The following is a 22,037-nucleotide window of genomic DNA, read 5'->3' on the forward strand; positions in this document are numbered from 1 at the left end:
GTTCTGACCCCAAGATCATCCTTGGGGGATGACAGCGGAGCCGAGCACGGCGGAGATCCTGGACGCGGCCGTCCACGTACGGGACACCGCCAGACGAGCCATGAGCGGCGCGACCGGACTCGACACGGTCCTGTCCGCGCTGTCCGAGGTCATGGAGTACGACCACGCCTCGCTGGCCCGATGGGACCCGCTGCGCCGACGTCACACCACCGCGGCCGGGAGCTACCCGGACGAGGCCACCGCCTATATCGAGACCCGCCTCCACCACGACCCGGTGTTCCCCGTGCTCCACCACCCGGCCCGAGGCGGCCTCTGGCTGGGGGACGTGCCCGAACACCTCCTGGCGTCGTCCCCGGGCTTCCAGCAGGTGCTCTCCCCGCTCGGCATCGAGGACGGCGTGGCCCAGTGCCTGTTCGCCGCCGACGGCCGCTACGTCGGCATGCTGAACGTCAGTACGCGTCGACCGCGGCGCACACCTGATCCGGCGCGCGCCGTGGTCACGCTCCTCACCGAAGCGCTGACCGCGGCCGTCGACCTCCGCTCGGCAACGTCTCCGCAGGAGGCGGGCGCACACCGGCCCGGCGGGCTCTCACCGCGAGAGCGGCCCGGCGGGCTCTCACCCCGGGAGCTCGAGGTCCTGGCCGAACTGACGGCAGGCCGCACCAACCGGGAGATCGCCGAGCGCCTGTACATCACGCCGCGCACCGTGGGAACGCACATCGAGCACATCCTCACCAAACTCGACGTCCCCAACCGCGCGGCGGCCGCCGCCCGCGCTGTCACCTGGGGAATCGGCCCCTCCCGCTGACGCGAACCCGGTGGGGTGCCCCCCTCGCCCGTACACGAGGGGGACGTGGCTCGGGCGGTGGCCCACCCGCCCGAGCCGGGCGGGGTCAGCCCGTGGGCTTGAGCGCGGAGGCGAGGCCGCGCGCCCAGATCTGGTCGACGCGGCTGCGCTCCGCCTGGTTGGGCTGGGTGTTGCGGCACGAGGTGCCGGGGCCGCCGCCCGACATCAACTCGCTGCAGGGGCCCGAGTAGTGGTCCGGCAGGCCGAGGACGTGCCCGGTCTCGTGGGCGACGACGCGCAGGGAGTAGTACTGCTGGTTCTGCCGGTAGTCGAGGAAGATGTAGCCGTGCCCTCGGCCGTCCGTGCTGGCGTAGGAACCGCGCGGGTCGTTGCCCTCCCGGTAGCGGAAGTCAGCGGTGCCGGCGGCCTCTTGGAGCTTCACGTTGCGCACCGAGCTGTTCCAGATGCTCGTGCTGCTCGCTATCTGCTGGCGGAAGGTGGGCGCCCCGGACGCGTTGTAGGTGACGGTGACGGCGGCGGCGCCGGGGTTCGCGGCCCTCTTCTTGGCGACCGATGCCATGACGGCGTCGAAGAACGCCTTGTTGGCCGCGGCGTTCTCGCCGGAAGCCTCGTAACGTAACGCCGTCGCATCGGTGGATCTGGCCGCGGATGCGGGTGTGCTCTGCGCGGCTGCGGCTGGGGCGAGGGTGGCGCCCGCGGAGGCCAGGCCGAGGGAGAGGGCGGCGGCCACGGCTGCCTTGAGTGCTCTCATGGAGGAACTCCTGCTTGTCCAGTGGGGGATCGGTCCCTGCGGTGAGGAACCGTTGCGTCCGGCGGGGGACCGGACGAGGCGAGTCTCTCCGTGGGGCCGACCGAACCGGAACGATCACAGTCGGGGATAAGAGCGCCTTATCCCCCTCCGCCGGAGCCTGCTGTCCCGTCCCGCGCCCGCTCGACTGCTCGCCCGCTCCCTTCCCTTGGCAGCTGTCTGAGCCGGCCGTAATCTCCCGGGAATGGAGCTCGAGGTGAGACATCTGCGTGCCCTCTGCGCCATCGCCGAGACCGGCAGTCTGCACAAGGCGGCCCGCCAACTCGGCGTCAGCCAGCCCGCGTTGACGGCTCAGGTGCAGCGCATCGAGCGGCTGCTCGGCGGGCTCCTCTTCCACCGTGAGCGGGAGGGCTGCCGGCCCACGCCCCTCGGCCATCTCATCCTCGACAGGTCCCGCTCCATGGTCGAGGAGATGCGGGCCCTCGTCACCGACGGCAGGACGGCGGCCGCGCGCGCCAACACCGCGCCCCTGCGCCTGGGTTCGACCGCGAGCGTCGCGCTGCCGGGCTGGCTGCGCCGACTGCGGGCGCACCGTCCCGCCGGGCGGATCCGGCTCCAGACGGACGTGTCCTCCAACGCGCTGCTCCGCATGGTCGCCGCCGACCAGCTCGACGTCGCCTTCGTGCACGAGATCGAGGGCTTCCCGCTCCATCTGCCGCCCGGCCGGGCGGGGCTGCGGCTGCGGGTCCTCGTCCAGCGGGAGCCGCAGTTCGTGGTCCTCGCCAAGGACCATCCGGCGGCCGCGAGGCCGACCCTGCACATGGCCGAACTCGCCGGTGAACAGTGGATGGTGGACCCGGCGGCGGACGGTGAGTGGGACGTGCTGCGGCGGCTGTTCGGCCCGCCGGGCCCGGACGACGACGTGCTCCTCGGGGACTACCACACGACGGGGATGCTCGTCGCGGCCGGCCAGGTGATCACGTTCTGCCAGCCGCTGTCCCGCCAGCAACCCGGCGTCGTGGTCCGGCCGGTGCACGGCGATCCGGTGGCGGCCCGACTGCTCCTTGTGTCACGACCGGAGCGGGAGGCGGACATGGGCTGGGTGTTCGCGGCGCTGGCGGCGGCGTACTGGGAGGCGGCCCAGCGGTCCTCGGTCTACGGGGAATGGCTGGCCAACTCGCCCCTGGAGTGGGCGGGTCGGGCATCGGAGCACAGACCGGAGCCCGTCACGTAGTCGGGGCGCGGGGACGGCTGAGCCGTGCGGCCCGATACGGCCCCGGTGCCGCAGCGGGGCCGTATCAGGAGCCGTAACGGGGGCTCGCTCCCGAGCCCCGGAGAGCGCCTCAGCTGTTGCGGATCGTCTCGCCGACCTGCGCCGGTGAGGTGCGCCAGGGGGCGCCGTGGCCTGGAAGCACCCAGGACGCCTTGAGGTCGGCGATCCTGTCGAGGGAGGCGAGGGCTTCGGCCGGGTCGTCCGTGAACGGTGCCGGCTGCGGTCCGGTGCGGCCGGTGAGGACGTGCCGGGTGGTCAGTGCGTCACCGACGAAGACCGCGTCGGCGAGCGGGACATGCACGGCCACGCTTCCCGGGGAGTGCCCCGGCATGCCCACGATCGCGGGCTTGCCGGGCAGGTCCAGGACGTCGCCGTCATGGATCTCGGTCACCTCGCTGACGTAGCGCGTGCGCAGCCCGTTCTTGCGCAGGGAGTAGCCGAAGAAGCGGAGCGTGGGCCCCGGCCGCAGGGGGCCGAGCGCGGTCTTGGGCTTTTCTCCCGTGCGGGCGCGCACGGCATCGGCGGCATGGATGAACACGGGCACGCCGTGCTCGCTGCGCAGGCGTTCGGCGAAGCCGATGTGGTCGGAGTCGCCGTGGGTCAGGACGAGTCCGCGGATGTCGTCGGCGGACTTGCCCAGGGAGTTCAGTTCGCGCTGCAGATCGTGCCAGTGGCCCGGCAGGCCCGCGTCGATGAGCGTGATGCCCTCGGAGGTGTCGACGAGGTAGCACGCCACCACATCATTGCCGAGGCGGTGCAGATGAGGTGCGAGTTTCATGGGGCCTCTCCCGGGGAGAAGGACGGGGAACCGAGATGGCTAAGCTACTTAGCTATGATGGCTAACGTCAATAGCCTTGAATCCGGAAGGGTGGACCATGCCGACCCCGGAGAAGACCTCGCTCCCTCACATCGTCGCCGCGGGCCGCGACCTGCTGGAGGCAGGTGGCCAGCAGGGATTGACGATGCAGAGCGTCGCCGAGCGGGTGGGGGTACGGGCGCCGTCGCTGTACAAGCACGTCGCCAACCGCGCCGCCTTGCTGGCCGCCGTGGCCGAGGCCACCGTCGACGACCTGACCACCAGCCTGGAGGCGACCGACGGCACCCTTGAAGAACTCGCACGCTGCTACCGGCAACGCGCCCAGGCACGGCCCGAGGGGTTCCGGCTGATGCACTCCGCGCACGCACCACCCGAAGCCCTCGCCCGCGCGGCGGGCCCGATACTGCGCGTCTCCCGGGAACTGGTCGGCGAGCAGGACGCACTCAACGCCGCGCGCCTGCTGACCTCTTGGGCCACCGGCTTCATCGAGATGGAGCTCAACGGCGCCTTCCGGTTCGAAGGAGACATCGACAGCGCCTTCGAGTACGGCCTGAGCGGCATGCGCCGGGCGCTCGTACCGGATCGCCGGGTTCGGTCGCGCTGAGGGTCTGGAGGCCCCACCGCACCGAAGGCGTGCGGGGACCAGCCCACTCGCCACCATGAGCACCCCGTCCGACCGGCCCGAAGGCGACCGGCTACAGTGCGCGCGACGGCAGCCTGGACAACTGAAGGAGGGGGGGAGCGTGACCGGCACCAGCGAAGCGCGATCCGCCGACAGCGAAGCACCCGCGACTCGGCCGAGCCGACTGCACCGCCTGATGCGCTACCTCCCCATGATCGCCCCCGTCCTGCTGTGGACCGTGCCCTGCTGGCTGCTTCTGTACGCAGGCCAGCACTGGCCGCTCCCTGTCACGCTGGCCGGCACCGCCCTGTTCGCCCTCGGCCTGATCGGCATGCCGTTCGCGATGATGCGCGGCCACGGCCGACGGCAGCAGGACGGGGCGGCAATCATCGGGGACGCCCTGCTGGGCGGCATCTGGATCCTGTTCACCTGGTCCGTCCTGCTCGGCGTCCTGCTGCGGCTCGCCCTGGCCGTGACCGGCGTCGGCGACGGCCAGGATCGGGCCCGGATCGTCACCTGGGCAGTCCTCGGCACAGCCGCCCTGCTGCTCGCCTGGGGGTACGCCGAGGCGCGCCGGGTCCCACGCGTACGCCGCCTCGACGTGCAACTCCCGCGCCTGGGAGCCGGGTTGGACGGCACCCGCGTCGCCCTCATCACCGACACGCACTACGGCCCGCTCAACCGCACCCGCTGGTCGGAACGGGTCTGTGCGACGGTGAACACACTGCAGGCCGACCTGGTCTGCCACACCGGAGACATCGCGGACGGCACGGCCGCACGCCGCCGCGCCCAGGCCGCCCCGCTCGGCACCGTCCAGGCCACCCGCGCCCGGGTCTACGTCACCGGCAACCACGAGTACTACAGCGAGGCCCAGGGCTGGGTCGACCTGATGGACGAGCTGGGCTGGGAGCCCCTGCGCAACCGCCACCTGCTGCTCGAACGCGGCGGCGACACCCTCGTGGTCGCCGGCGTGGACGACGTCACCGCCGAGTCCTCCGGCCTCGCCGGCCACCGCGCGCACCTCACCGGAGCCCTGGACGGGGCCGACCCCGACCACCCCGTGCTGCTCCTGGCCCACCAGCCCAAGTTCGTCGACCAGGCGGCAGCCGGCGGCGTCGACCTCCAACTCTCCGGCCACACCCACGGCGGCCAGATCTGGCCCTTCCACCACCTGGTCCGCATCGACCAGCCCGCCCTCGCCGGCCTCAGCCGCCACGGCACCCGCACCCTCCTCTACACCAGCCGCGGCACCGGCTTCTGGGGCCCGCCGTTCCGCGTCTTCGCCCCCAGCGAGATCACCCTGCTGGTACTCCGCGCCCCGCGATAGCCCCTCGCCGCAGCGCCGGGCGCGGCTTGTTCATCCGCCGGCCGTCGTGCAGGACGTGCACAAGCCGCGCGCCCGCCCTCTTCCGCAACCGGACCAACACGGGTCCGGGTTGGCTTCGAGTGCGCACCATGTGATGCGGTGGCCTTGTCACGCGACTGTCTGTCAGGAGGGCACGATGCACTACACGCGGCTGGGGAGCACCGGACTCGAGGTCTCGGCGGTCTGTCTGGGATGCATGAGTTTCGGGCAGCCCGCGCAGGGCGGTCATCCCTGGTCGATGGAGGAGGAGCCGAGCCGGGAGATCATCCGTGCCGCCCTCGATGCGGGGATCAACTTCTTCGACACCGCCAACGTGTACTCCGCGGGGACGAGCGAGGAGATCGTCGGTCGGGCGCTGCGGGACTTCAGCACGCGCGACGAGGTGGTCATCGCGACCAAGGTGACCGGCCGGATGCGGCCGGGCCCCAACGGCGCCGGTCTCTCCCGCAAGGCGATCCTCACCGAGATCGACCACAGCCTGCGACGGCTCGGCACCGACTACGTGGACCTCTATCAGATCCATCGCTGGGATCGCGTGACCCCGATCGAGGAGACGATGGAGGCGCTCCACGACGTGGTGAAGGCAGGGAAGGCCCGCTACATCGGCGCTTCCTCCATGTACGCCTGGCAGTTCGCCAAGGCCCAGTTCACCGCCCAGGCGAACGGCTGGACGCGATTCGTGTCGATGCAGAACCAGTACAACCTCCTCTACCGGGAGGAGGAGCGGGAGATGCTCCCGTTCTGCGCGGACCAGGGTGTCGGCGTGATCCCGTGGAGCCCGCTCGCCCGGGGCCGTCTCACTCGCCCCTGGAGCGAGTCCACCGCGCGCTCGGAGAGGGACGAGTCCCTCCTGAACTTCTACCCGGACAGCGACGCCGCGATCGTCGACCGGGTCGCTGAACTCGCCGCCAAGCGCGAGGTCTCACCCGCGCAGATCGCCCTGGCCTGGGTCTCCCGCAATCCGGTGGTCTCCGCCCCGATCGTCGGCGCGACGAAGCTGCGCCACCTCCAAGAGGCCGTCGCCTCGCTGGAGTTGACGCTCACCGACGGCGAAGTGGAGGACCTGGAGTCGGGGTACACGCCTCGTGCGATCGCCGGTTTCTCGTAGGAAATCCGTTCCGTGTAGGGTCCCGTTACATGCTGATACGCCCCCATGACCGTGGCAGTCGGGAGGAGTCGCTGGAATTCGTGCGCAGTCACGGATTCGGGCAGCTCATTGCGCCCGGGAGCGAACGAGTCTTTCCCGTCGTGGTCCCTACGCAGTTCGTTCTGGCCGACGACGAAACGGTGTTGCTGCATCTGGCCTCGGCCAATCCGGTCTTCGAAGCGGTGCGCGAAAATGCAGCTGTTCTCCTGAGCGTGGTCGACGACTGGGCGTACATTCCCGGCGCATGGAAGGCGATCGGGGGCGAGGATCCCTCGAGGGGAATTCCCACCGTGTATTACGCGTCCGTGCAACTGCGCTGCACAGCCGAGGTAGTTGAAGCCCCAGAGGAGAAGCTCGACGTGTTGCGGCAGCAGATCCAGGAGCTGGAGCCGGACAGCGGGATCGCCGACCCTGCCGTGCACGAGCATCGACTGCGCCAGATCCGTGGGCTGCGCCTGGCCGTTGGCGAGGTCACCGGGAAATTCAAGTTCGGGGGCAACGTGGACGAAGCGCACCGCACGGCGGTCGCCGCGCATCTCTCGGCACGCGACGGGCGGCGGGACGCGGCCGCGCGGGGGCACTTGTTGCGCAGGTCGATGAGTTGAGCGGCAGCGCCTGACGAGGTCGGTGCGGACGCGCGGATCAGCAGAGCCCGCGCAGCACAGCGAGCGCAGCCCGCACCGTTCGTCCAGGAACTTCTCCCGGTCGTCGGTGCAGATCCGGGTGCGCATCGTGTCGATCATCCCCTCCGGGCCGGTGCCGAGCAGGTCCTCCCGCCCGCTGCTGGCGCTCTCGGCCACCCTGGCCAGGGCCTCGTCGTACGGGCTCATGCCGTTCTTCCACTCCCAGGTTCTGCCACTCCCAGACCGACATTCACGCTCCTTGGGGTCGGGTTTGGCGATGGCAGTGGATGCTCCGGTCGTCAACGTCGCTGAACGGCCCTTCTGGTGGCGTGGAGCGGCCCAGCCCGCGGGCGTCGTAGCGGATCACGTCGTGGCGGCGGGACAGCCCGGGAACGACGGCGTCCCACAGGCGGGAGTCCATGCCCGCGCCGTGCAGGAGCACCACCGGGCTTCCGGTTCCGCCGCGCTCGGCCCACAGTTGGCCACCTCCGGGAGCAGGGATGCGGACGGCGCGAGGTCGCGCGACAGGAGGTTCGGGGGAGTTCGGTCTCACGCTGCGATCATTTCAGAGCGCTCGACGAGAAGGCCGCGTTCGAAACCCCGTTCCGCTGACGAAGATGCCCACCGTTGCGTTGCACACCTCCGCGAAGCACCGCCCGCTGATGGGGCGTTGAGGGCGGTGGAGCAGCGCGCGGGCGGGCCGGCCGCTACTTGATGGAGGTGTCGCCGAGGGCCTCCAGCACCGGCCGGAGCGCATCGGCGGACTTCTCGACCAGATCGCGGTCCACATCGCCGAGCAGCCGTGCGTAGTTCGCCAGATGGTCGGTGAAGAGGGCCCGGGTGACTTCGTGCCCGTGCTCGGTGAGATGAATCTTGACGGTGCGCCGGTCCTTTCCGTCGCGCACGCGTTGCACCAGGCCCTTGGCCTCCATCTTGTCGATGCGATTGGTGATCGTGCCGGAGGACACCATGGACGCCTTGAGGAAGGTGCCGGCAGTGAGCGCATAGGGGGGACCTGAGCGCTGCAGCGTGGTGAGGACGTCGAACTCGCCCACGTCCAGGCCGTGTTGGGCGGCGGTCGCCTTCACTGTCTTCTCGACGATGACGGCCAGCCGCTGGATGCGCCCGAAGAGCTGCACCGGCCAGAGGTCGTCCTCCACCTCGGCGCGCTCCTCGACCCACTGGCTGATGATCGCGTCCACGGCATCGCTCACTGCTGCCACCCTCTCGACATTGGCTCTCTCGCCAGAGACCTTATCAATCTTGAGTCTCTTAGATCCGAGACACTTGACGCTGAGAGACTCCGATGCTTTTATCTCAACGTTGAGATTGTCGAGTCTGAACGACAGGAGCGCACGATGTCGCACCCGGAGCACCTCCAGTACCCCGAGCCCCGCTATCACGGCGACAGGGGCGAGGTGAACGCGTCCTTCCGCAGCGCCGACTCCCCGCCGGACCTCACCACGTCCCGCGGTGACGTCTATCGCTACCTCGCCACGCACGAGTCGACCGGCGGCGAGTACGGCCTGTACCAGGTCGACCTGGCGGCGGGGGCCGCCGGCGCCAAGACCCACTTCCACAGGGCGATGTCGGAGTCCTTCTACGTCCTCTCCGGGAAGCTGGAGCTCTACAACGGCGACAAGTGGGTGACCGGCGGGTCCGGTGATTTCCTGTACGTTCCGCCCGGCGGCCTGCACGCCTTCAAGAACGTGACCGACGAGCCCATGTCGATGCTCATGCTGTTCTCCCCGGGCGCCCCGCGCGAGGAGTTCTTCGAGAGGGTCGCGGAGATGTCGCAGCGAGGCGGCGAGGAGCTCAAGGAGTTCCGCGTGCGGCACGACAGCTACTTCGAGGAAGACTTCGAGCCGGGAGTCGTATAGAGGACCGCCGGCAAGGAACTCGGTGGCAGCGACGCTCCGCGAGGCCCGACTTCACTGTCGGCGTGGATTCTTGGCGGAGCTGAACCGGACGCCGACGGGCTCCAATACCGCGTCGACCACGGACTCCGCGAACTCTTCTCCGGCCGGGATCTGTCGCAGCAGGATCCGCATCCACACGGCGCCTGCGATGAGGTCGACGAGAAGGGCGGGGTCCGTGTCCGCGGACAGCTCGCCGCGGGCGACGGCACGGGCGAACAGTGGCCGTTCCCGTTCGAGGCGGTCGGCGAAGAAGTCCCGGGCGAGGAAGGCGAGTTCGTCCTGACCGCCGCCGCTGAGCATGGCGCGGGCTACGGGGCCGGTGCGCTCTCCGCCCACCAGGCGGGCCAGCTGCCCCGCGAGTGCGATCAGGTCGCCCCGGAGGGTCCCGGTATCGGGGATGTCGATGTCGAGCACCTGCGAGTGGAGCAGTGCGGCCCGCAGCAGCGGCCCCTTGGACGGCCACCACCGGTAGATCGTCGTCTTGTTCACCCCCGCCCGCTGCGCGACGGCCTCGACGGTCAGCCGCTGGTAGCCGCGTTCGATGAGGAGCTCCAACGTGGCCTCGTGGATGCGTTCGGCGGCGCGCGGGCCGGTGCCTGCCGTTCGCCGCCGAGGGCTGGTCGTGCCGGTCGCGCCGATGGTGTCGTTCGCGCCGGTGGTGTCGTTCGTGCTGGATTCGTGCATGGCGCTAGGGTAAAACACAACGCAACGTTGCGTTGTGCTTCTTGGGGAGGAACCATGGCTCGTGCACGGCACAGGACAACAGCCCATCCGGCGGCGCCCGTTGAGCCCCACGTCGTGCCGAGCGCCGTCTACTGGGGGCTGTTCGCCGCCTGGGCAGCCAACGACCTGGAGGAACTGCTCACCATGGCCCCCTGGTCCCGCGCCGCCGGACCGCGTCTGAAAGCTCGCTTCCCCCGCGTCCCGGACGCGATATGGAAGCGGATGGAAGTCACCCAGCCCCAGGTGAACACCGCGATCGGTCTGATGGGCCTGCTCATGGCAGCCGCCGCGGCAGACGGTGCCCGGACCCGCGGCCACAGCGCCTTCTTCCGCACCGTCCTGACCGGCTTCGGCCTCCACGGCGTGATGCACCTCGCCCAATCAGCCGCCTGTCGTGGCCTGACCCCAGGCGTCGCGACCTCCCCGACCGTGGTCATCCCCTACAGCGTGTGGGCACTGTCCCACCTGCGCCGCGCCGGCCTCCCGCCCGCTTCCCGAGCCCTCAGCCTCGCCCTGCTCCCTGCGGCGGCGGGCACCGTGCACACGCTGGCGCGACGGCTGACTGGGACGACTGCGTCGCCTGAATGAGCCTGCAGGCGGCGTGCGTTGACAACAAACAGACCCGGGGAAGGGTGGGCAACTGGCGCACGCTCAACAAGCAGTTCAGTTCCTAGGCGTAGCCGGGCACGGACGGCCACCTCACAGTCAGCACCACCGACTCTTCCTCCGCGAACCATGAGTGATCGACTCCGCGCCCCCACACGACGTAGTCACCCCGCTCCTCCAACAGAACGCTGCGGCCGGGCAGTTCCACGCGGAAGCGGCCGCTGATGAGGACCAGAAGGGCCGTGCGTTCCTCGCCCTTCACCCACTGCGATCGCTGGTCACCGCGAGGATGGACGCCCCATTTGATCTCCAGGGCATCGCTGTGGCGCGGATCGTCCACGTCTTTGAAGTGCCCGAGGAGCCATCCTCGGTCCAGTGCCGCGTCCTTGCCCGCGTTGCCCACGTACACGCTGTCGTTCACAAGTCCGGACGGTAGCAGCTGCTTTTGTCAGCTCTGGTGGTGCTTCTGGAACACCGTCCAGGACTTGCCCGGCCGGTCATGCCGGGCTGCTCCGCGGTTGTGGCTGAGAGGCACCCTCTCCTTGTCCTTCAGTTTCCGGCCCCCGGGCGGACCAGCTGGGCCTCCTGGTCGTCGAGGTAGTGCAGGATCTGGCGCAGCACCGTGTCGTCGATCCGGTTCTCGTCGCGCAGTTGGATGACCGTGGTGCGGGTATGGACCAACAGGGCCAGGCGGAGTTCGCTGAGCTGGATGAAGTGGCGCAAGGTCCGGGCGGCGTCCGAGGCGGGATCCTCGGCCCGGTCCTCGTCGGCCTGGGCGGACAGGACGCGCAGCGCCCGCTCGTACTCTGCGCGCAACTCCTCGACCACCTCGGGGTCGCTGCCCAGTTCCTGCGCGGCTTCGTCCAGCACCGCCAGCGCGCTCTCATGGGCGGTGATCTTCGCGGCTCTGCGCTCGGCGTGCAGTGACGTGTCTCGGGGCAGCCGTGCCCAGCGCACCACCCCGGGCAACAGCAGCCCCTGGACGACGAGGGTGGTGATGATGACGCCGGTGGTGACGAAGACGATGGTGTCCCGCTCCGGGAACGGCGCACCCGAATCGAGGGTGGAAGGCACGGACAGCGCGACGGCCAGGGACACCGCCCCGCGGAAGCCGGCCAGGCCGTGGACCATCCGGCTGCGGTGCCCCACCCGCCGCAGCTGCTGCGAGGGACGGCGGTCGAGCGCGCGGATCGCGTAGGTGGTGGTGAACAGGAACGCGATGCGCACCGCCACGAGCACCGCGGTCAGCACGGCGACGGTCAGCAGGCCCTGTGCGATGTCGACACTGGTCAAGCCCCGCACCGCCGCCTGGAGTTCCAGTCCCACGAGCACGAAGAGCGTGCCGTTGAGGAGGTAGGTGAGCAGGTCCCAGAAGCCCTGGCCCAGACGGCGGGTGGTGGCGGTGGTCAGCCGGGGCCCGAACCGGGTGTAGATCAGCCCGCACGTGACGACGGCGAGGACGCCCGATGCGTCGAAGGACTCGGCGAGCAGATAGGCGGTGAAGGGGGTCAGCAGTCCCAGTACGTTGGACAGCCGCGGTTCCGCCGTCCACCGGGTGACGGCGGGACGGGTGATCAGGTAGGCGACGAGCGCGCCCGTCGCCGCGCCGCCCGCATAGGCGAGCAGGAACCGCCCCGTCACGTCGCCCGGGTCGAAGTCGATCTCGCCGACCGTGACACCGACCGCCACGCCGTACACGACCAGCGCGGTCCCGTCGTTCACCAGGCTCTCGGCCTTGAGGACCGTCAGGTTACGCGCGGGCAGGAGCCGTTCGACGGCGGCCAGGGCGGTGGCGTCGGTGGGAGCGAGGGCCGCGCCCAGCACCCACGCCGGGCCCCACGGCAAGCCGAAGGCGTGGGCCACGGCGGCGACCACGGCGGCGGTGGCCACGACGAGGAGCGTGCTGGACAAGACAATGCCGCGCAGGGAACGGCGGATCTCCCGCACCGAGGTGTTGAGGCTCTCCCAGAACAGCAGGGCCGGGAGGAAGAGCAGGAGCACGACCTCGGGAGGGAACTCCACGGCCCGCAGTGCGGGCAGGGCCCCCAGCAATACGCCGGCGGTCAGTTGCAGTACGGGTTCGCTGACGCGTACCTTCCCGGCCAGCCCGCCGCACACCAGCACGGCCAGGCCGAGCAGCACGACGAGTTCCTGCCCGAGCATCCGTGGTCAACCCCCTCCGGAGCAGCGCCCACGACGGCGGGCGGGGACGACAGAGGCCGCGGACGCGCCACCTCCCGAGGATCTTCGCGCAGTCACCGCGAACCCTTGCGCCGACTCGCCCTCGGTCCAGCGGCCCGCCCGGCGCGAGCGCACAAGGAGGGGGCCGGCTGCCTCGCGGGCCGTGGCATCGGAAGGAACAGCGGGCCGTGGCATCGGAAGGAACAACAGCCAACGGAGATCATGAACGGCCGTGGGTCGAACGCTCGCCGAGAACGAAGGCAACGGAAGCCCCTCTCGACAGAGACCACGCCCATGACGGACACCCCCACCAAGAACAAGGCGGTGGGGGAGACGCTCTACCGACGAACCGCCGAGATCAGTCCACCTGGCCGCTCCTGGCGCTGCGGCGGGGTGTTGAACGGGCGGCCGTAGGCGGCAGCGCGCTCACGCAGGGTGTGGCTGTCGGCCTCCCAGCCGTGCCCGGCCAGCCAGCCCACCGGGTCGTCGGGCATCTCCGAGACCCACATGGACGCCGCCGATCCCGGCGCGGCGTCCGCGCCGAAGTGCTCGATCACGCCGCGCGAGCCCAAGGTCAGCCCCATCCGGCTGCCGGGCGCCGACTGCGCGCTGATCCGGGCCAGCAGCAACTCGACCGCGTCCTCAGGCAGATAGATCAGCAGTCCTTCGGCGATCCACGCGGTCGGCAGGGCCGGGTCGTGCCCTGCGGCGGCCAGCGCGGCCGGCCAGTCCGCACGCAGATCCACCGCGACGGTGGTCCGCTCGCAGCGTGCGACGGCCCGCTCCTGGCGCAGTACCGACGCCTTGAAGTCGAGTGGTGCGGCGGTGTCGACCTCGAACAGCCGGGTGCCTTCGGGCCAGTCGATCCGGAAGGCCCGGCTGTCCATGCCGGCGCCGAGCAGCACGACCTGCCGGACACCGGACGCGGATGCCTGCTGCAACAGGTCGTCGAGGAACTTCGTCCTGATGACGATGGAGTGCGACACGGCCAGCCGACGGCGTCGCGCGGCCTCGTCATGGGGCGGTGGCGAGGAGGGCCACAGGCCGCCTGCGGTGGCGAACGCCTGCGCCAGTGGGTCACGGAAGAGCGCGTTCTCGCGCTGGGTCTCCAGCGCCCGCACCCGGGCCACGCCCACCGCCGTGGCCCACACGCCCGATGGCTGCACCCGCTCCTGCTCATCAGTCACGGCGTCAGCCTAGATGTTCGGTTCCGAGGGGCCTGAGGGGGGAGTGTCGGACCGTCGGGCCAGGCGGGGAGAGGCAGTCGGAGTTGAGGTCAACGGGGTAGCCGAGCGACTCGTAGAAGCGGGTGAAGCTGCCGCCGGATTCAGTCCAGTGCGATCTTGAGCGCCTTGGCGCTGGACCCCGAGTCCGCGGAAGGCATCTTCCATGTGAAAGTGACTTTGTCGCCGTCGACATAGACGAGGGTTCCGCCCTTGTCGGCCTCGGTGAGGTCGAACGCAACCGTGTCGGCTTGGGATGTCTTGGGTGACACTCGGCGACTGCCCTCACTGAATCCAATAGGTGCGATTCCTTGTGCCGCCGAAGTGTTGCCTGCCTGGATTTTCTTCCCATTGGGTGTCTTCCACTGGAACGCAGTCTCGCCGAGTTGGGTGACGGAGCTCGTGGACCGGTTCCCGGTTTCATAGCGGACGATGGCGAAGACGTCGTGTTCCGGGACGGAGCTCTCGGCCTTCTCGGCGTAGACGATGGTCTCCGCGGTGATCTGCACGGTGCCCTTGAGTGCGCCGGCCACTGTAGCGGTCTGCCCGAACTTGAGTGCAGTGCGTGGCTTCGGCTTCGGCCTTGGCTGCGGGTCACTGTGGTCGGCGCTGTCGGAACAGGCTGCAAGACTCAGACAGCAGACTGCGGCGAACGCGAACGCGAACGCGCTGGCGAAGCGGCTCATGATCCCCCCGGGCGGAAGTTGACGCAGCAGGCAAGAGTCTGATCCATGCCGGCAAGGCTCGTGTCGGGATCAGTGATAACCGTGATGTTTGGCTGGCACTGGACCAATTGGGTCAGATGGCTGCTGGACTGCTGGACTGCTGGACTGCTGGACTGCCGGTCGTCGTGGTCGCTCGTCTCCTTCTCGGGGTTGGGCGCTGGTGGTCACGGTGCGACGGCCGCCCCAAGGATGGCCCTGGGGCGACCGTCGTCGTGAGCCGGTCTCGCGGTCGGGAATTCAGTGGCTGTTCAGCGGATGTGCCGCCGGAACACCAGCACCACGTTGTGGCCGCCGAACGCGAACGAGTTGGACAGCACGGTGTCGATGTCCGCCTCCCTGCCGCCCGCGCCCACCACGTCGAGGCCGAGCGTCTCGTCCGGTGTGTCGAGGTTGGCCGTGGGCGGGATCGCCCGGTGCACGATGCTCTGTACGGCGGAGACCGCCTCGATGGCGCCGGACGCGCCCAAGGTGTGCCCGGTGAGCGACTTGGTGGCCGTCACCGGGATCCGCCGGGCCGCGTCGCCGAGCGCCAGGTGGAGCGCGGCCGCCTCCCCGGCGTCGTTGAAGGACGTCGCGGTGCCATGGGCGTTGACGAGGTCGACGTCCTGCGGGGACAGGCCGGTGGACCGGAGCGCCGTGGTGATCGCCTTGGCGGCTCCTGAACCGTCCGGGCGCGGGGCGGTGATGTGGTAGGCGTCCGACGATCGCCCGTAGCCGCTGAACTCCGCGAGCGGGAGGGCTCCGCGCGCCGCCGCGTGCCCCGCCTCCTCCAGGACGAGGACGGCGGCGCCCTCGGCGAGGACGAAGCCGTCGCGGTCGGCGCTGAACGGGCGGCTGGCCCGCTCGGGTTCGTCGTTGCGCGTCGACAGGGCCCGCATCTTGGCGAAGCCGCCGAGCATCGAGTGGACCACCGGGGCTTCGGCGCCGCCGGCGAGGACGACGTCGGCCTCGCCGCTGGTGATCATCTGGTGGGCGGCGACCAGCGAGTCGGCCGCGGAGGCGCAGGCGGTCACCGAGGCGCTGCTCGGTCCCGTCAGGCCGTACGTGATGCCGACCCAGGAGGAGGAGCTGTTGATCATCGTCGCGGGGATGAACCGTGCGGACAGGCCGCGGTAGTCGCCCTTGGTGAAGGAGGCGCGGAGGTTGTCCTCCGTGCTCGCGCCGCCTCCGACGCCGGAGCCGATGACCACGCCGATACGGTCGGTGTCCTCGGCCGTGAGGTCGAGGGCGCTGTCGCGCAGGGCCAACTCGGCCGCGGCGAGAGCGAGATGCGTCGCCCGGTCGGTGATCCTCGCGGTGCGCCGGTCCGGGGCGAGGTCCTCGGGCAGGTCCACCTCGCCGGCGATGCGGACCGGTAAGGCCGAAGCGTCGAAGCGGGTCAGGGCCCGTATCGCGCTGCGCCCCTCCATCTGCGCCACCTGGAAGCGCTTGGCTCCGGTCGACAGGGGGGTGACCGGGCCGATGCCGGTGACGACGACGCGACGGCCGCCCTGGGCCGTGCTCATGCCGACGCCTGGGAGGTGGCGGCGTTGCCGTGCTCCTCCAGGTACGCGACGACGTCCTGGAGGGTGGTGAGGTGCTCGAGCGCGGTGTCGGCGACGGCGGCGCCCAGGTGGGACTCCAGGAGGGAGACGAGCTCCACCATGTCCAGGGAGTCGAGGCCCATGTCCTCCTTGAACCGGGCCTGCGGGCCGATCTCCTCGGGGAGCAGGCCGAGGCGGTCGACGAGGTAGTCGGTCATCTGCTGCTGAAGCGTGTTGCTCATGACGGTCCGGTCCTTTCAAGGGCCACGTGGGGGAGAAGGTTGAGGAGAGTTCAGGAGGAGGCGACGGCGGGGCGCTGCCAGGCGTCCAGGTCGGCGTGGAGGGCGAGCCCCTGGCACACCTCGGCGACCGCGTCCACGAACCGGTCGGCCTGTGCCGTGTCGAGGACGAGCGGCGGCTGGATGCGCAGGACGCCGGTGCGGTTGGCGGTGACGAACGTCAGCATCCGGTGGTCGCGCGCCAGGGTTCCCACGAACCGCAGGCACAACAGGTCGCCGAGGGTGGACTCCACGGCACGTCCGACGCCGGACAGGGCGTCGAGGAGATCGTCGGGCAGCCAGTCCACGAGGGTGTGCAGATCGCCGGGGAAGCGGGTGAGGGCCTCGTCCGTGAGCGCGCGCACGGCGCCGGTGAAGTCCCCGTCGAACTCGATGGCGGTCATCATGCCGACGCCGCGCACGTCCTTGACGAAGCCGTACGGAGCGGTGACGTCGCGGAGCCTGCCGCGCAGGTGCTCACCGACCTTGCGGGCGTGGGCGGGCAGGTCGTCGCCGGTCAGGACGTCCAGAGTGGCGAGTCCCGCGGCTGCCGCGAAGTTGCCGCCACCGAACGTCGACGAGTGCAGCATGGAGCGGTTGGTGGTGCCGTACGCGGCGTCCCACAGGTCGGCCGAGCACAGGGTCGCGCCGATCGGGACCAGGCCGCCGGAGAGGGATTTGGCCAGGCACAGGATGTCGGGTTCGAGCGCGTCGTGATCGGCCGCGAACAGTGCTCCGGTGCGGCCGAGCCCGGTCTGGATCTCGTCGAGGATGAACGCCGCCCCCGCCTTGCGGCACAACTCCCGTGCGGCGCGCAGGTATCCGGGCGGCGGCAGCACGACACCGCCCTCGCCCTGTACCGGTTCGACGATGAATCCGGCCGCCCCGTCGATGGCCTGCTCCAGGGCTTGGAGGTCCCCGTAGGGCACCTGGACCGTATCCGGCAGCAGAGGTGCGAAGGGCGCCCGGTGGCCGTCGCGTCCGGTGACGGACAGGGCGCCGAGGGTCTTGCCGTGGTAGCTGTTGTCCGCGTGGACGAGGCGGGTGCGGCCGGTGCCGGCCCGTGCCAGTTTCAGTGCGGCCTCGACCGCCTCCGTACCGGAGTTGCTGAAGAAGACCCTCTCCAGACGCCCGGGAGACACGGCACTGAGCCGCTCGGCTAGTTCCGCGGAGTGTGTGGGCATGGAGACGTACTGCACGAACGTCGGCGCCGACCGGTCGAGGAACTGCCGCAGCCTGCCCGTGACTTCGGGATGGTTGTGGCCGAGGTTGAGGCAGCCGTAACCGGCGATGAAGTCGAGGTAGTCGGTGCCGTCGGCCGTTGTCAGCGTGGCGCCGTCGCCGCTGGTGAAGACCCGGTCGAGTCCGTGCGCGGCGAAGAGGCGGGCCATGGGCGGGTTGACGTGCTGTGCGAAGCGGCGCGGTGTCTCGGTGGCGTCGGCCGCGTCCGGCGCGGGGGCGGACGTACGGGCCGGACGGTGGTGACGGGCCAGGCGGGCCACGTCGTCGTCGTGGACGGTGCGGCCGAAGGAGGCGAGCGGCGTCGGCCGGAAACCGTGCCGGGCGGCGAGAGCCCCGATGGTGCGCACCCCCTCCAGGCCCAGTTCGCGGCCGAGTGAGAAGGATTCGGCGCGGCCTTCGAGGGCGAGCACGATGGTCTCGGCGAGGCAGCCGTTGAGCTGCTGCGCGGGGGCGGGCAGCGACCCGTCGCCGACCTGGACGTCGTCGGACGCGCTGACCAGACCGCCGTCGATGACCAGGACATCGCTGCCCGCAGCGGCCGGCGCGGCCACGTCGCGGGGCAGTGCCACGTCGACCACGATCGAGCCGGGGCGCAGCGCGGCGGGGTCGACGAGGCCGCCGACCGAGGAGGCGGTGACGTACAGGAGGGTCTCGGCGGTGCACTGCGCGACGTCGTCGACGAGCCGCACCCGGTCGTGGTGGACCGGGTCCAGATGGCGCAGGAGCCGTTCGGGGGACTGGGTGCCGATGCGGGCGACCAGGTCGAGCGGGAAGCCGTCGTCGAGGAGCAGCTTGGCGACGGCCAGGCCGATGGAGCCGGGGTAGCCGACGACGGCCACCCGGGTCCGGTCCGGGGTGAGTCCCAGCAGCTCGACGACGTGCCTGAGTTCGGCGTGGGCGGCGTACACGGTCAGGGAGTTGCCGCTGGTGACCGGGATGCCGACCTGCTCGGCGGTCCACAGGCCGCGGTCGCCCACGATGGACGTCGCGCCGCCGAGGCCGACGAGCTGCGCGCCCGCCTCGTCGCGCAGCGCGGTGACCTCCGCGACGACGAGGTCCCGTGCGGTGGTCGGGCGGGCCAGCAACTGCTGTGCGGTGTAGGGCAGATGGCGGACCTCGCCGGTCGCGGTGGCGCCGGTGGCGGAGGTCACGGAGGTCAGGAGCGGCACGGGCACGTGGTGGCGCCTGGTGCCGCGTGGCTCGGGTGTGCCGCGGTGGTCGTCGAGAAGGCGGCCGAGCAGATCCATGGCGCGGACCTGGTTGCGGTGCCCGGAACTGATGGGATGAGCGAGAAAGCCGAAGGTGGCCGGCATAGGAGATAGCTCCGATTCGTTCGGGTGAGACGTGCCCAGCGACGTGCTCAGCGGGCGGCGCGGGCCATGGCGAAGGTCAGCTCGGGCAGTTCGTCGCGCTGCCAGCCGAGCGAGGAGAGCAGGCTCAGTCCGTCGCCCTCGTTGTTGTGGGCGAGCAGCACCGAGGCGAAGGTGACGGTGGCGCGCTGCTGGAGCAGGCCGTGCAGATCCGTCTGGGCCGCGTCGGTGATGTGCTGGTGTCTGACGGTGAGTTCGCCGTAGCGGCGGGTCCACTCCGGTTCGAGGAGGGAGAGCACCTGCGTCTGGCGGCTGGCCTCGGCGCCGGTGCGTCCCTCGTGGTAGGTGCGGATGACGGAGTGGCCGCCGTCGATCAGCCGGAAGACGGTGACGTTCTGCCGCAACCGCCGCCCGTAGAGCGCCGATTGCTGCACCAGGGTCGGCGTGATGTCCGGTACGAGGGACGCGGCGCCGTCACCGATGAAGGCGAGGACGTTGTCGTCGCGGGTCAGGGCGACGGCGGGCACGGCCTGCAGCGCGTCCCCCATGAGCGCCCTGCCGTACCACCCGGAGAAGCCGGGCCCGGTCCGCGGCAGGTTGCGGACGGCGGAGATGCCGCCGCGCCCCACGTCGAAGACGCCGGTGTAGGTGTAGCCGTGCCGGGTGATGAGCTCTTCCAGCACGGTGCGGAGGTGCTGGAAGAAGTAGTTGGCGCTCATCGGGAGCACGGGCAGCTCGTGGATGACGTCGGACGCGCTGTCTCGGGTGCGTGCGATGGCTTCCTTGCGTGCGTCGAGGACTTCCGGCGCGACGTCGAGACCTTCGCGTACGGCCTTGAGGAAGGCGCGCGCGTCGGCGTGCACGGGATGGTCGGCGTACGGCGCGAGGTGCGCCGCCTCGTGGCTGACCTGGACGATGCGCAGCTGGCGGCTGAGGGTGCGCGGCGAGAAGGGCGTGGCCGCCTCGCCGATCCTGCTCTTGAGGAAGAACAGCGCCTGTTCGTCGCGTGGGCGCAGCCTGCCGTCCGCGTGCAGATAGGCGTGGACGCGCGCGGAGAAGGCGTACAGGCCGAGGGTGTCCAGATACTCCTCGACCACGGTCCCGTCGCGGTGACGGCGCACACTGCCCGGCCGGGTGAGGGAGTCGGCGAGGCCGACGCCGGCCCGTGAGGCGATGTCGTGGACCAGCCAGGACTCTTCCGCGTCGAGTGTTCCGCACTGCCAAAGGAGCCTGGAGGGCTCGGAGTTGACCATGCGGAGCACCGGATCGAGGTCGTTCTCCTTGACCTGGAGGGCGGCCCTCGCGGGCGGCTCGACGGCTCCCGGCCGGTTCAGTTCGTCGGCGGTGCCCGTAGCGTCGAGCACGGCGGGCGTGGCCAGCAGGAAGACCGGGCCGCGATACGCGTGGTACTGGGCGTAGGCATCGGCCAGGCCCTCCGCGATGTGCTCCGGGTCGTCGAGATGGACGTACGGGATTCCCTTCGCGGCGAGTACGGCACGGGAGTCCTCGGCCGCGTGCACGGTCCCCTGGAAGGGGAACCACGCCTCGGGCGGGGTGTCGGCGCACACGATGAATCCGCGCGCGCGGGCGTCACGCAGATTGGCCAGGGTGCCACGGAACTCATCCACCATGCCGCTGGTCACCACGATCACGAACGGTGCCCGGTCCAGCTGCCAGCGGGCCAACGCCCCGCTGGCCAGGCTGTGTTCGCTCGGGCCGCGCAGCACCGGGTTGCCGGTGGCGGCAGCCAGCCGGTCCAGGTCGGCGATGGTGCCGGAGACCACGGAGCCGGTGTAGTAGTGCAGGCCCCAGGGTCCGTCGGCCGCGTCGCGGGGCTGCCGGCCGAGGAAGTCGTGCAGGGCGGCGGCCAGGGCGGACGGACCCTTCTTGGTGGCTGCGCGCAGGGCGGAGCCGGTGTGCCGCAGCTGGACGTGGTCCGTGAAGGCGCAGATGACGTCGGCCGCGAGGACCCATGCGTCGGCGGGCAGGGCGCGCAGCGTGAAGGGGCGGGCGACCTGGGCGGCGGCGAGGCTCTCGGCGGTGGCGGTGATTCCGTAGACGTAGGTGCTGTGCGCGGAGAACGTGGCGCGCAGCGCTGCGGGCAGACCGTCGGCCAGCTGATCGAGAGCCTCGGGCAGCGAGCCGTCGAAGGGGTCGGTGTTCAGCCCCGACCCGTCGGCGTCGACCAGGACCAGCGAGAGGGCCGCGTCGAGCGGCGATTCCCGGACAGCTTCGGCGGCGGTCACGGTGCTGTCCGCCGTGATGATCCGTATTTCCAGGCCGGGAATTGCCCGGTCCAGGAAACGTCGAGATCTGGCCAGAGTTTCCCGGTAGGCCGGGATGTCCATGGAGGGCGCGGTGGCCGCGCCCATAAGGTCGTTCAAGCCGGTGGCGACACGCTCGTGGAAGCTCGCTCTCTTGCTGATGGAGAGGACGAGAAATCGATTGCGACTGTCTAAATGGCGCGATGGATCTTTTGATGTGCTCGATGACACCTTTGCTGCTCCCAGGAGGGTAAAGGAAAGGGCATCGCAAAGTCTTCAGTTGTACATGTGAAGACCTCGCGCGAGAGTGGCGTCAGGAAAGCGTCAATCCTGAATCGAGGCATCGCGAACCAGGTCAAGAGCGTGCTTGACCTGCGCGTATACAGGACCCTTGAGGGGAGTCGAGGAGGCGTTGGCCTATGACTCGACGGTGAAGTGACACATATGGAGCCCCCGATGTTGAACGTATCCAGGCGTCGTTGCCCGGTTCTCTTGTTCAAGAGTCATCATTCAACAGCGCGCTTGCCCGGGTCAAGGGAATCAAGGGGCGTGCCATGTGAGGCGGGTCACTCAATTCCCTGAGGTGCATGCAAGGTGAAACTTGTTTGCGATCTAGTAACCTGGAATTGCCGCTACCGC

Annotated in this window: 21 protein-coding genes; 8 read left to right on the plus strand and 13 right to left on the minus strand. The window is 70.2% G+C overall.

Annotation, left to right across the window (positions count from 1 at the left end):
- Positions 1–28: 28 nt before the first annotated feature.
- Complete coding sequence (locus tag ACFWYM_RS21560) at positions 29–808, plus strand: response regulator transcription factor (protein ID WP_384839356.1); 780 nt, start codon at positions 29–31, stop codon at positions 806–808.
- Between the two features lie 85 nt (positions 809–893).
- On the opposite strand, the gene snpA is transcribed toward ACFWYM_RS21560, so the two are convergent.
- The gene (gene snpA / locus ACFWYM_RS21565) at positions 894–1,559 is read right to left on the minus strand and encodes a snapalysin (RefSeq protein ID WP_384839360.1); all 666 of its coding nucleotides are present in this window, start codon (positions 1,557–1,559) and stop codon (positions 894–896) included.
- 241 nt (positions 1,560–1,800) lie between these two features.
- Here snpA and ACFWYM_RS21570 point away from each other — a divergent pair, with 241 nt between their 5' ends.
- Positions 1,801–2,790, plus strand: coding sequence for a LysR family transcriptional regulator (locus ACFWYM_RS21570; RefSeq protein ID WP_384839363.1), 990 nt, complete (start codon positions 1,801–1,803; stop codon positions 2,788–2,790).
- Positions 2,791–2,899: 109 nt separating this feature from the next.
- Here the strand turns inward: ACFWYM_RS21570 and ACFWYM_RS21575 are convergent, their stop codons facing one another.
- Positions 2,900–3,607 carry an MBL fold metallo-hydrolase gene (locus tag ACFWYM_RS21575; protein WP_384839366.1) on the minus strand — a complete coding sequence of 236 codons (708 nt, stop codon included), beginning with the start codon at positions 3,605–3,607 and terminating at the stop codon, positions 2,900–2,902.
- Between the two features lie 97 nt (positions 3,608–3,704).
- Between ACFWYM_RS21575 and ACFWYM_RS21580 the strand changes: the two genes are divergently transcribed.
- The 4 genes from ACFWYM_RS21580 (at position 3,705) to ACFWYM_RS21595 (ending at position 7,386) form a co-directional block, all read left to right on the plus strand.
- The gene (locus ACFWYM_RS21580; RefSeq protein WP_384839369.1) at positions 3,705–4,250 is read left to right on the plus strand and encodes a TetR/AcrR family transcriptional regulator; all 546 of its coding nucleotides are present in this window, start codon (positions 3,705–3,707) and stop codon (positions 4,248–4,250) included.
- Positions 4,251–4,389: 139 nt separating this feature from the next.
- Entirely contained in the window at positions 4,390–5,595 is a 1,206-nt protein-coding gene (locus ACFWYM_RS21585; RefSeq protein ID WP_384839372.1) for a metallophosphoesterase, read from the plus strand.
- 175 nt (positions 5,596–5,770) lie between these two features.
- The gene (locus tag ACFWYM_RS21590) at positions 5,771–6,742 is read left to right on the plus strand and encodes an aldo/keto reductase (RefSeq protein WP_384839374.1); all 972 of its coding nucleotides are present in this window, start codon (positions 5,771–5,773) and stop codon (positions 6,740–6,742) included.
- 29 nt (positions 6,743–6,771) lie between these two features.
- On the plus strand, positions 6,772–7,386 hold the full coding sequence (locus tag ACFWYM_RS21595) for an FMN-binding negative transcriptional regulator (RefSeq protein WP_384839377.1): 615 nt from the start codon (positions 6,772–6,774) through the stop codon (positions 7,384–7,386).
- 268 nt (positions 7,387–7,654) lie between these two features.
- On the opposite strand, the gene ACFWYM_RS21600 is transcribed toward ACFWYM_RS21595, so the two are convergent.
- Both ACFWYM_RS21600 and ACFWYM_RS21605 read right to left on the minus strand, forming a co-directional pair.
- A complete protein-coding gene (locus ACFWYM_RS21600) occupies positions 7,655–7,957 on the minus strand; it encodes an alpha/beta fold hydrolase (RefSeq protein WP_384839379.1) in 303 nt (100 codons plus the stop codon).
- A gap of 154 nt (positions 7,958–8,111) precedes the next feature.
- On the minus strand, positions 8,112–8,618 hold the full coding sequence (locus ACFWYM_RS21605) for a MarR family winged helix-turn-helix transcriptional regulator (RefSeq protein WP_384839382.1): 507 nt from the start codon (positions 8,616–8,618) through the stop codon (positions 8,112–8,114).
- Positions 8,619–8,762: 144 nt separating this feature from the next.
- Between ACFWYM_RS21605 and ACFWYM_RS21610 the strand changes: the two genes are divergently transcribed.
- Positions 8,763–9,284, plus strand: coding sequence for a cupin domain-containing protein (locus ACFWYM_RS21610; RefSeq protein ID WP_384839385.1), 522 nt, complete (start codon positions 8,763–8,765; stop codon positions 9,282–9,284).
- A gap of 51 nt (positions 9,285–9,335) precedes the next feature.
- Here the strand turns inward: ACFWYM_RS21610 and ACFWYM_RS21615 are convergent, their stop codons facing one another.
- A complete protein-coding gene (locus ACFWYM_RS21615; RefSeq protein WP_384839388.1) occupies positions 9,336–10,007 on the minus strand; it encodes a TetR/AcrR family transcriptional regulator in 672 nt (223 codons plus the stop codon).
- A gap of 54 nt (positions 10,008–10,061) precedes the next feature.
- Here ACFWYM_RS21615 and ACFWYM_RS21620 point away from each other — a divergent pair, with 54 nt between their 5' ends.
- Positions 10,062–10,634, plus strand: a complete 573-nt coding sequence (locus tag ACFWYM_RS21620) for an HXXEE domain-containing protein (protein ID WP_384839391.1) — start codon at positions 10,062–10,064, stop codon at positions 10,632–10,634.
- Positions 10,635–10,716: 82 nt separating this feature from the next.
- Here ACFWYM_RS21620 and ACFWYM_RS21625 read toward each other — a convergent pair whose 3' ends face one another.
- From ACFWYM_RS21625 to ACFWYM_RS21660, 8 genes are all read right to left on the minus strand, one after another.
- Complete coding sequence (locus tag ACFWYM_RS21625) at positions 10,717–11,073, minus strand: signal peptidase I (protein ID WP_384839394.1); 357 nt, start codon at positions 11,071–11,073, stop codon at positions 10,717–10,719.
- A gap of 128 nt (positions 11,074–11,201) precedes the next feature.
- Positions 11,202–12,815, minus strand: a complete 1,614-nt coding sequence (locus ACFWYM_RS21630) for a Na+/H+ antiporter (protein WP_384839397.1) — start codon at positions 12,813–12,815, stop codon at positions 11,202–11,204.
- Between the two features lie 356 nt (positions 12,816–13,171).
- A complete protein-coding gene (locus ACFWYM_RS21635; RefSeq protein WP_384839400.1) occupies positions 13,172–14,020 on the minus strand; it encodes a class I SAM-dependent methyltransferase in 849 nt (282 codons plus the stop codon).
- 140 nt (positions 14,021–14,160) lie between these two features.
- Complete coding sequence (locus ACFWYM_RS21640) at positions 14,161–14,742, minus strand: hypothetical protein (RefSeq protein WP_384839403.1); 582 nt, start codon at positions 14,740–14,742, stop codon at positions 14,161–14,163.
- 287 nt (positions 14,743–15,029) lie between these two features.
- On the minus strand, positions 15,030–16,286 hold the full coding sequence (locus tag ACFWYM_RS21645; RefSeq protein ID WP_384839406.1) for a beta-ketoacyl-[acyl-carrier-protein] synthase family protein: 1,257 nt from the start codon (positions 16,284–16,286) through the stop codon (positions 15,030–15,032).
- Positions 16,283–16,546 carry an acyl carrier protein gene (locus ACFWYM_RS21650; RefSeq protein ID WP_384839409.1) on the minus strand — a complete coding sequence of 88 codons (264 nt, stop codon included), beginning with the start codon at positions 16,544–16,546 and terminating at the stop codon, positions 16,283–16,285. The genes ACFWYM_RS21645 and ACFWYM_RS21650 overlap by 4 nt, the downstream gene beginning before the upstream one ends.
- Positions 16,547–16,596: 50 nt before the next feature.
- Positions 16,597–19,137: an aminotransferase class III-fold pyridoxal phosphate-dependent enzyme gene (locus ACFWYM_RS21655; protein WP_384839411.1), complete on the minus strand. Its 2,541-nt coding sequence runs from the start codon at positions 19,135–19,137 to the stop codon at positions 16,597–16,599.
- Positions 19,138–19,184: 47 nt separating this feature from the next.
- On the minus strand, positions 19,185–21,518 hold the full coding sequence (locus tag ACFWYM_RS21660) for a hypothetical protein (protein WP_384839414.1): 2,334 nt from the start codon (positions 21,516–21,518) through the stop codon (positions 19,185–19,187).
- Between the last annotated feature and the right edge of the window lie 519 nt (positions 21,519–22,037).

The sequence above is a fragment of the Streptomyces sp. NPDC059009 genome (assembly GCF_042740175.1).
GTDB lineage: Bacteria > Actinomycetota > Actinomycetes > Streptomycetales > Streptomycetaceae > Streptomyces.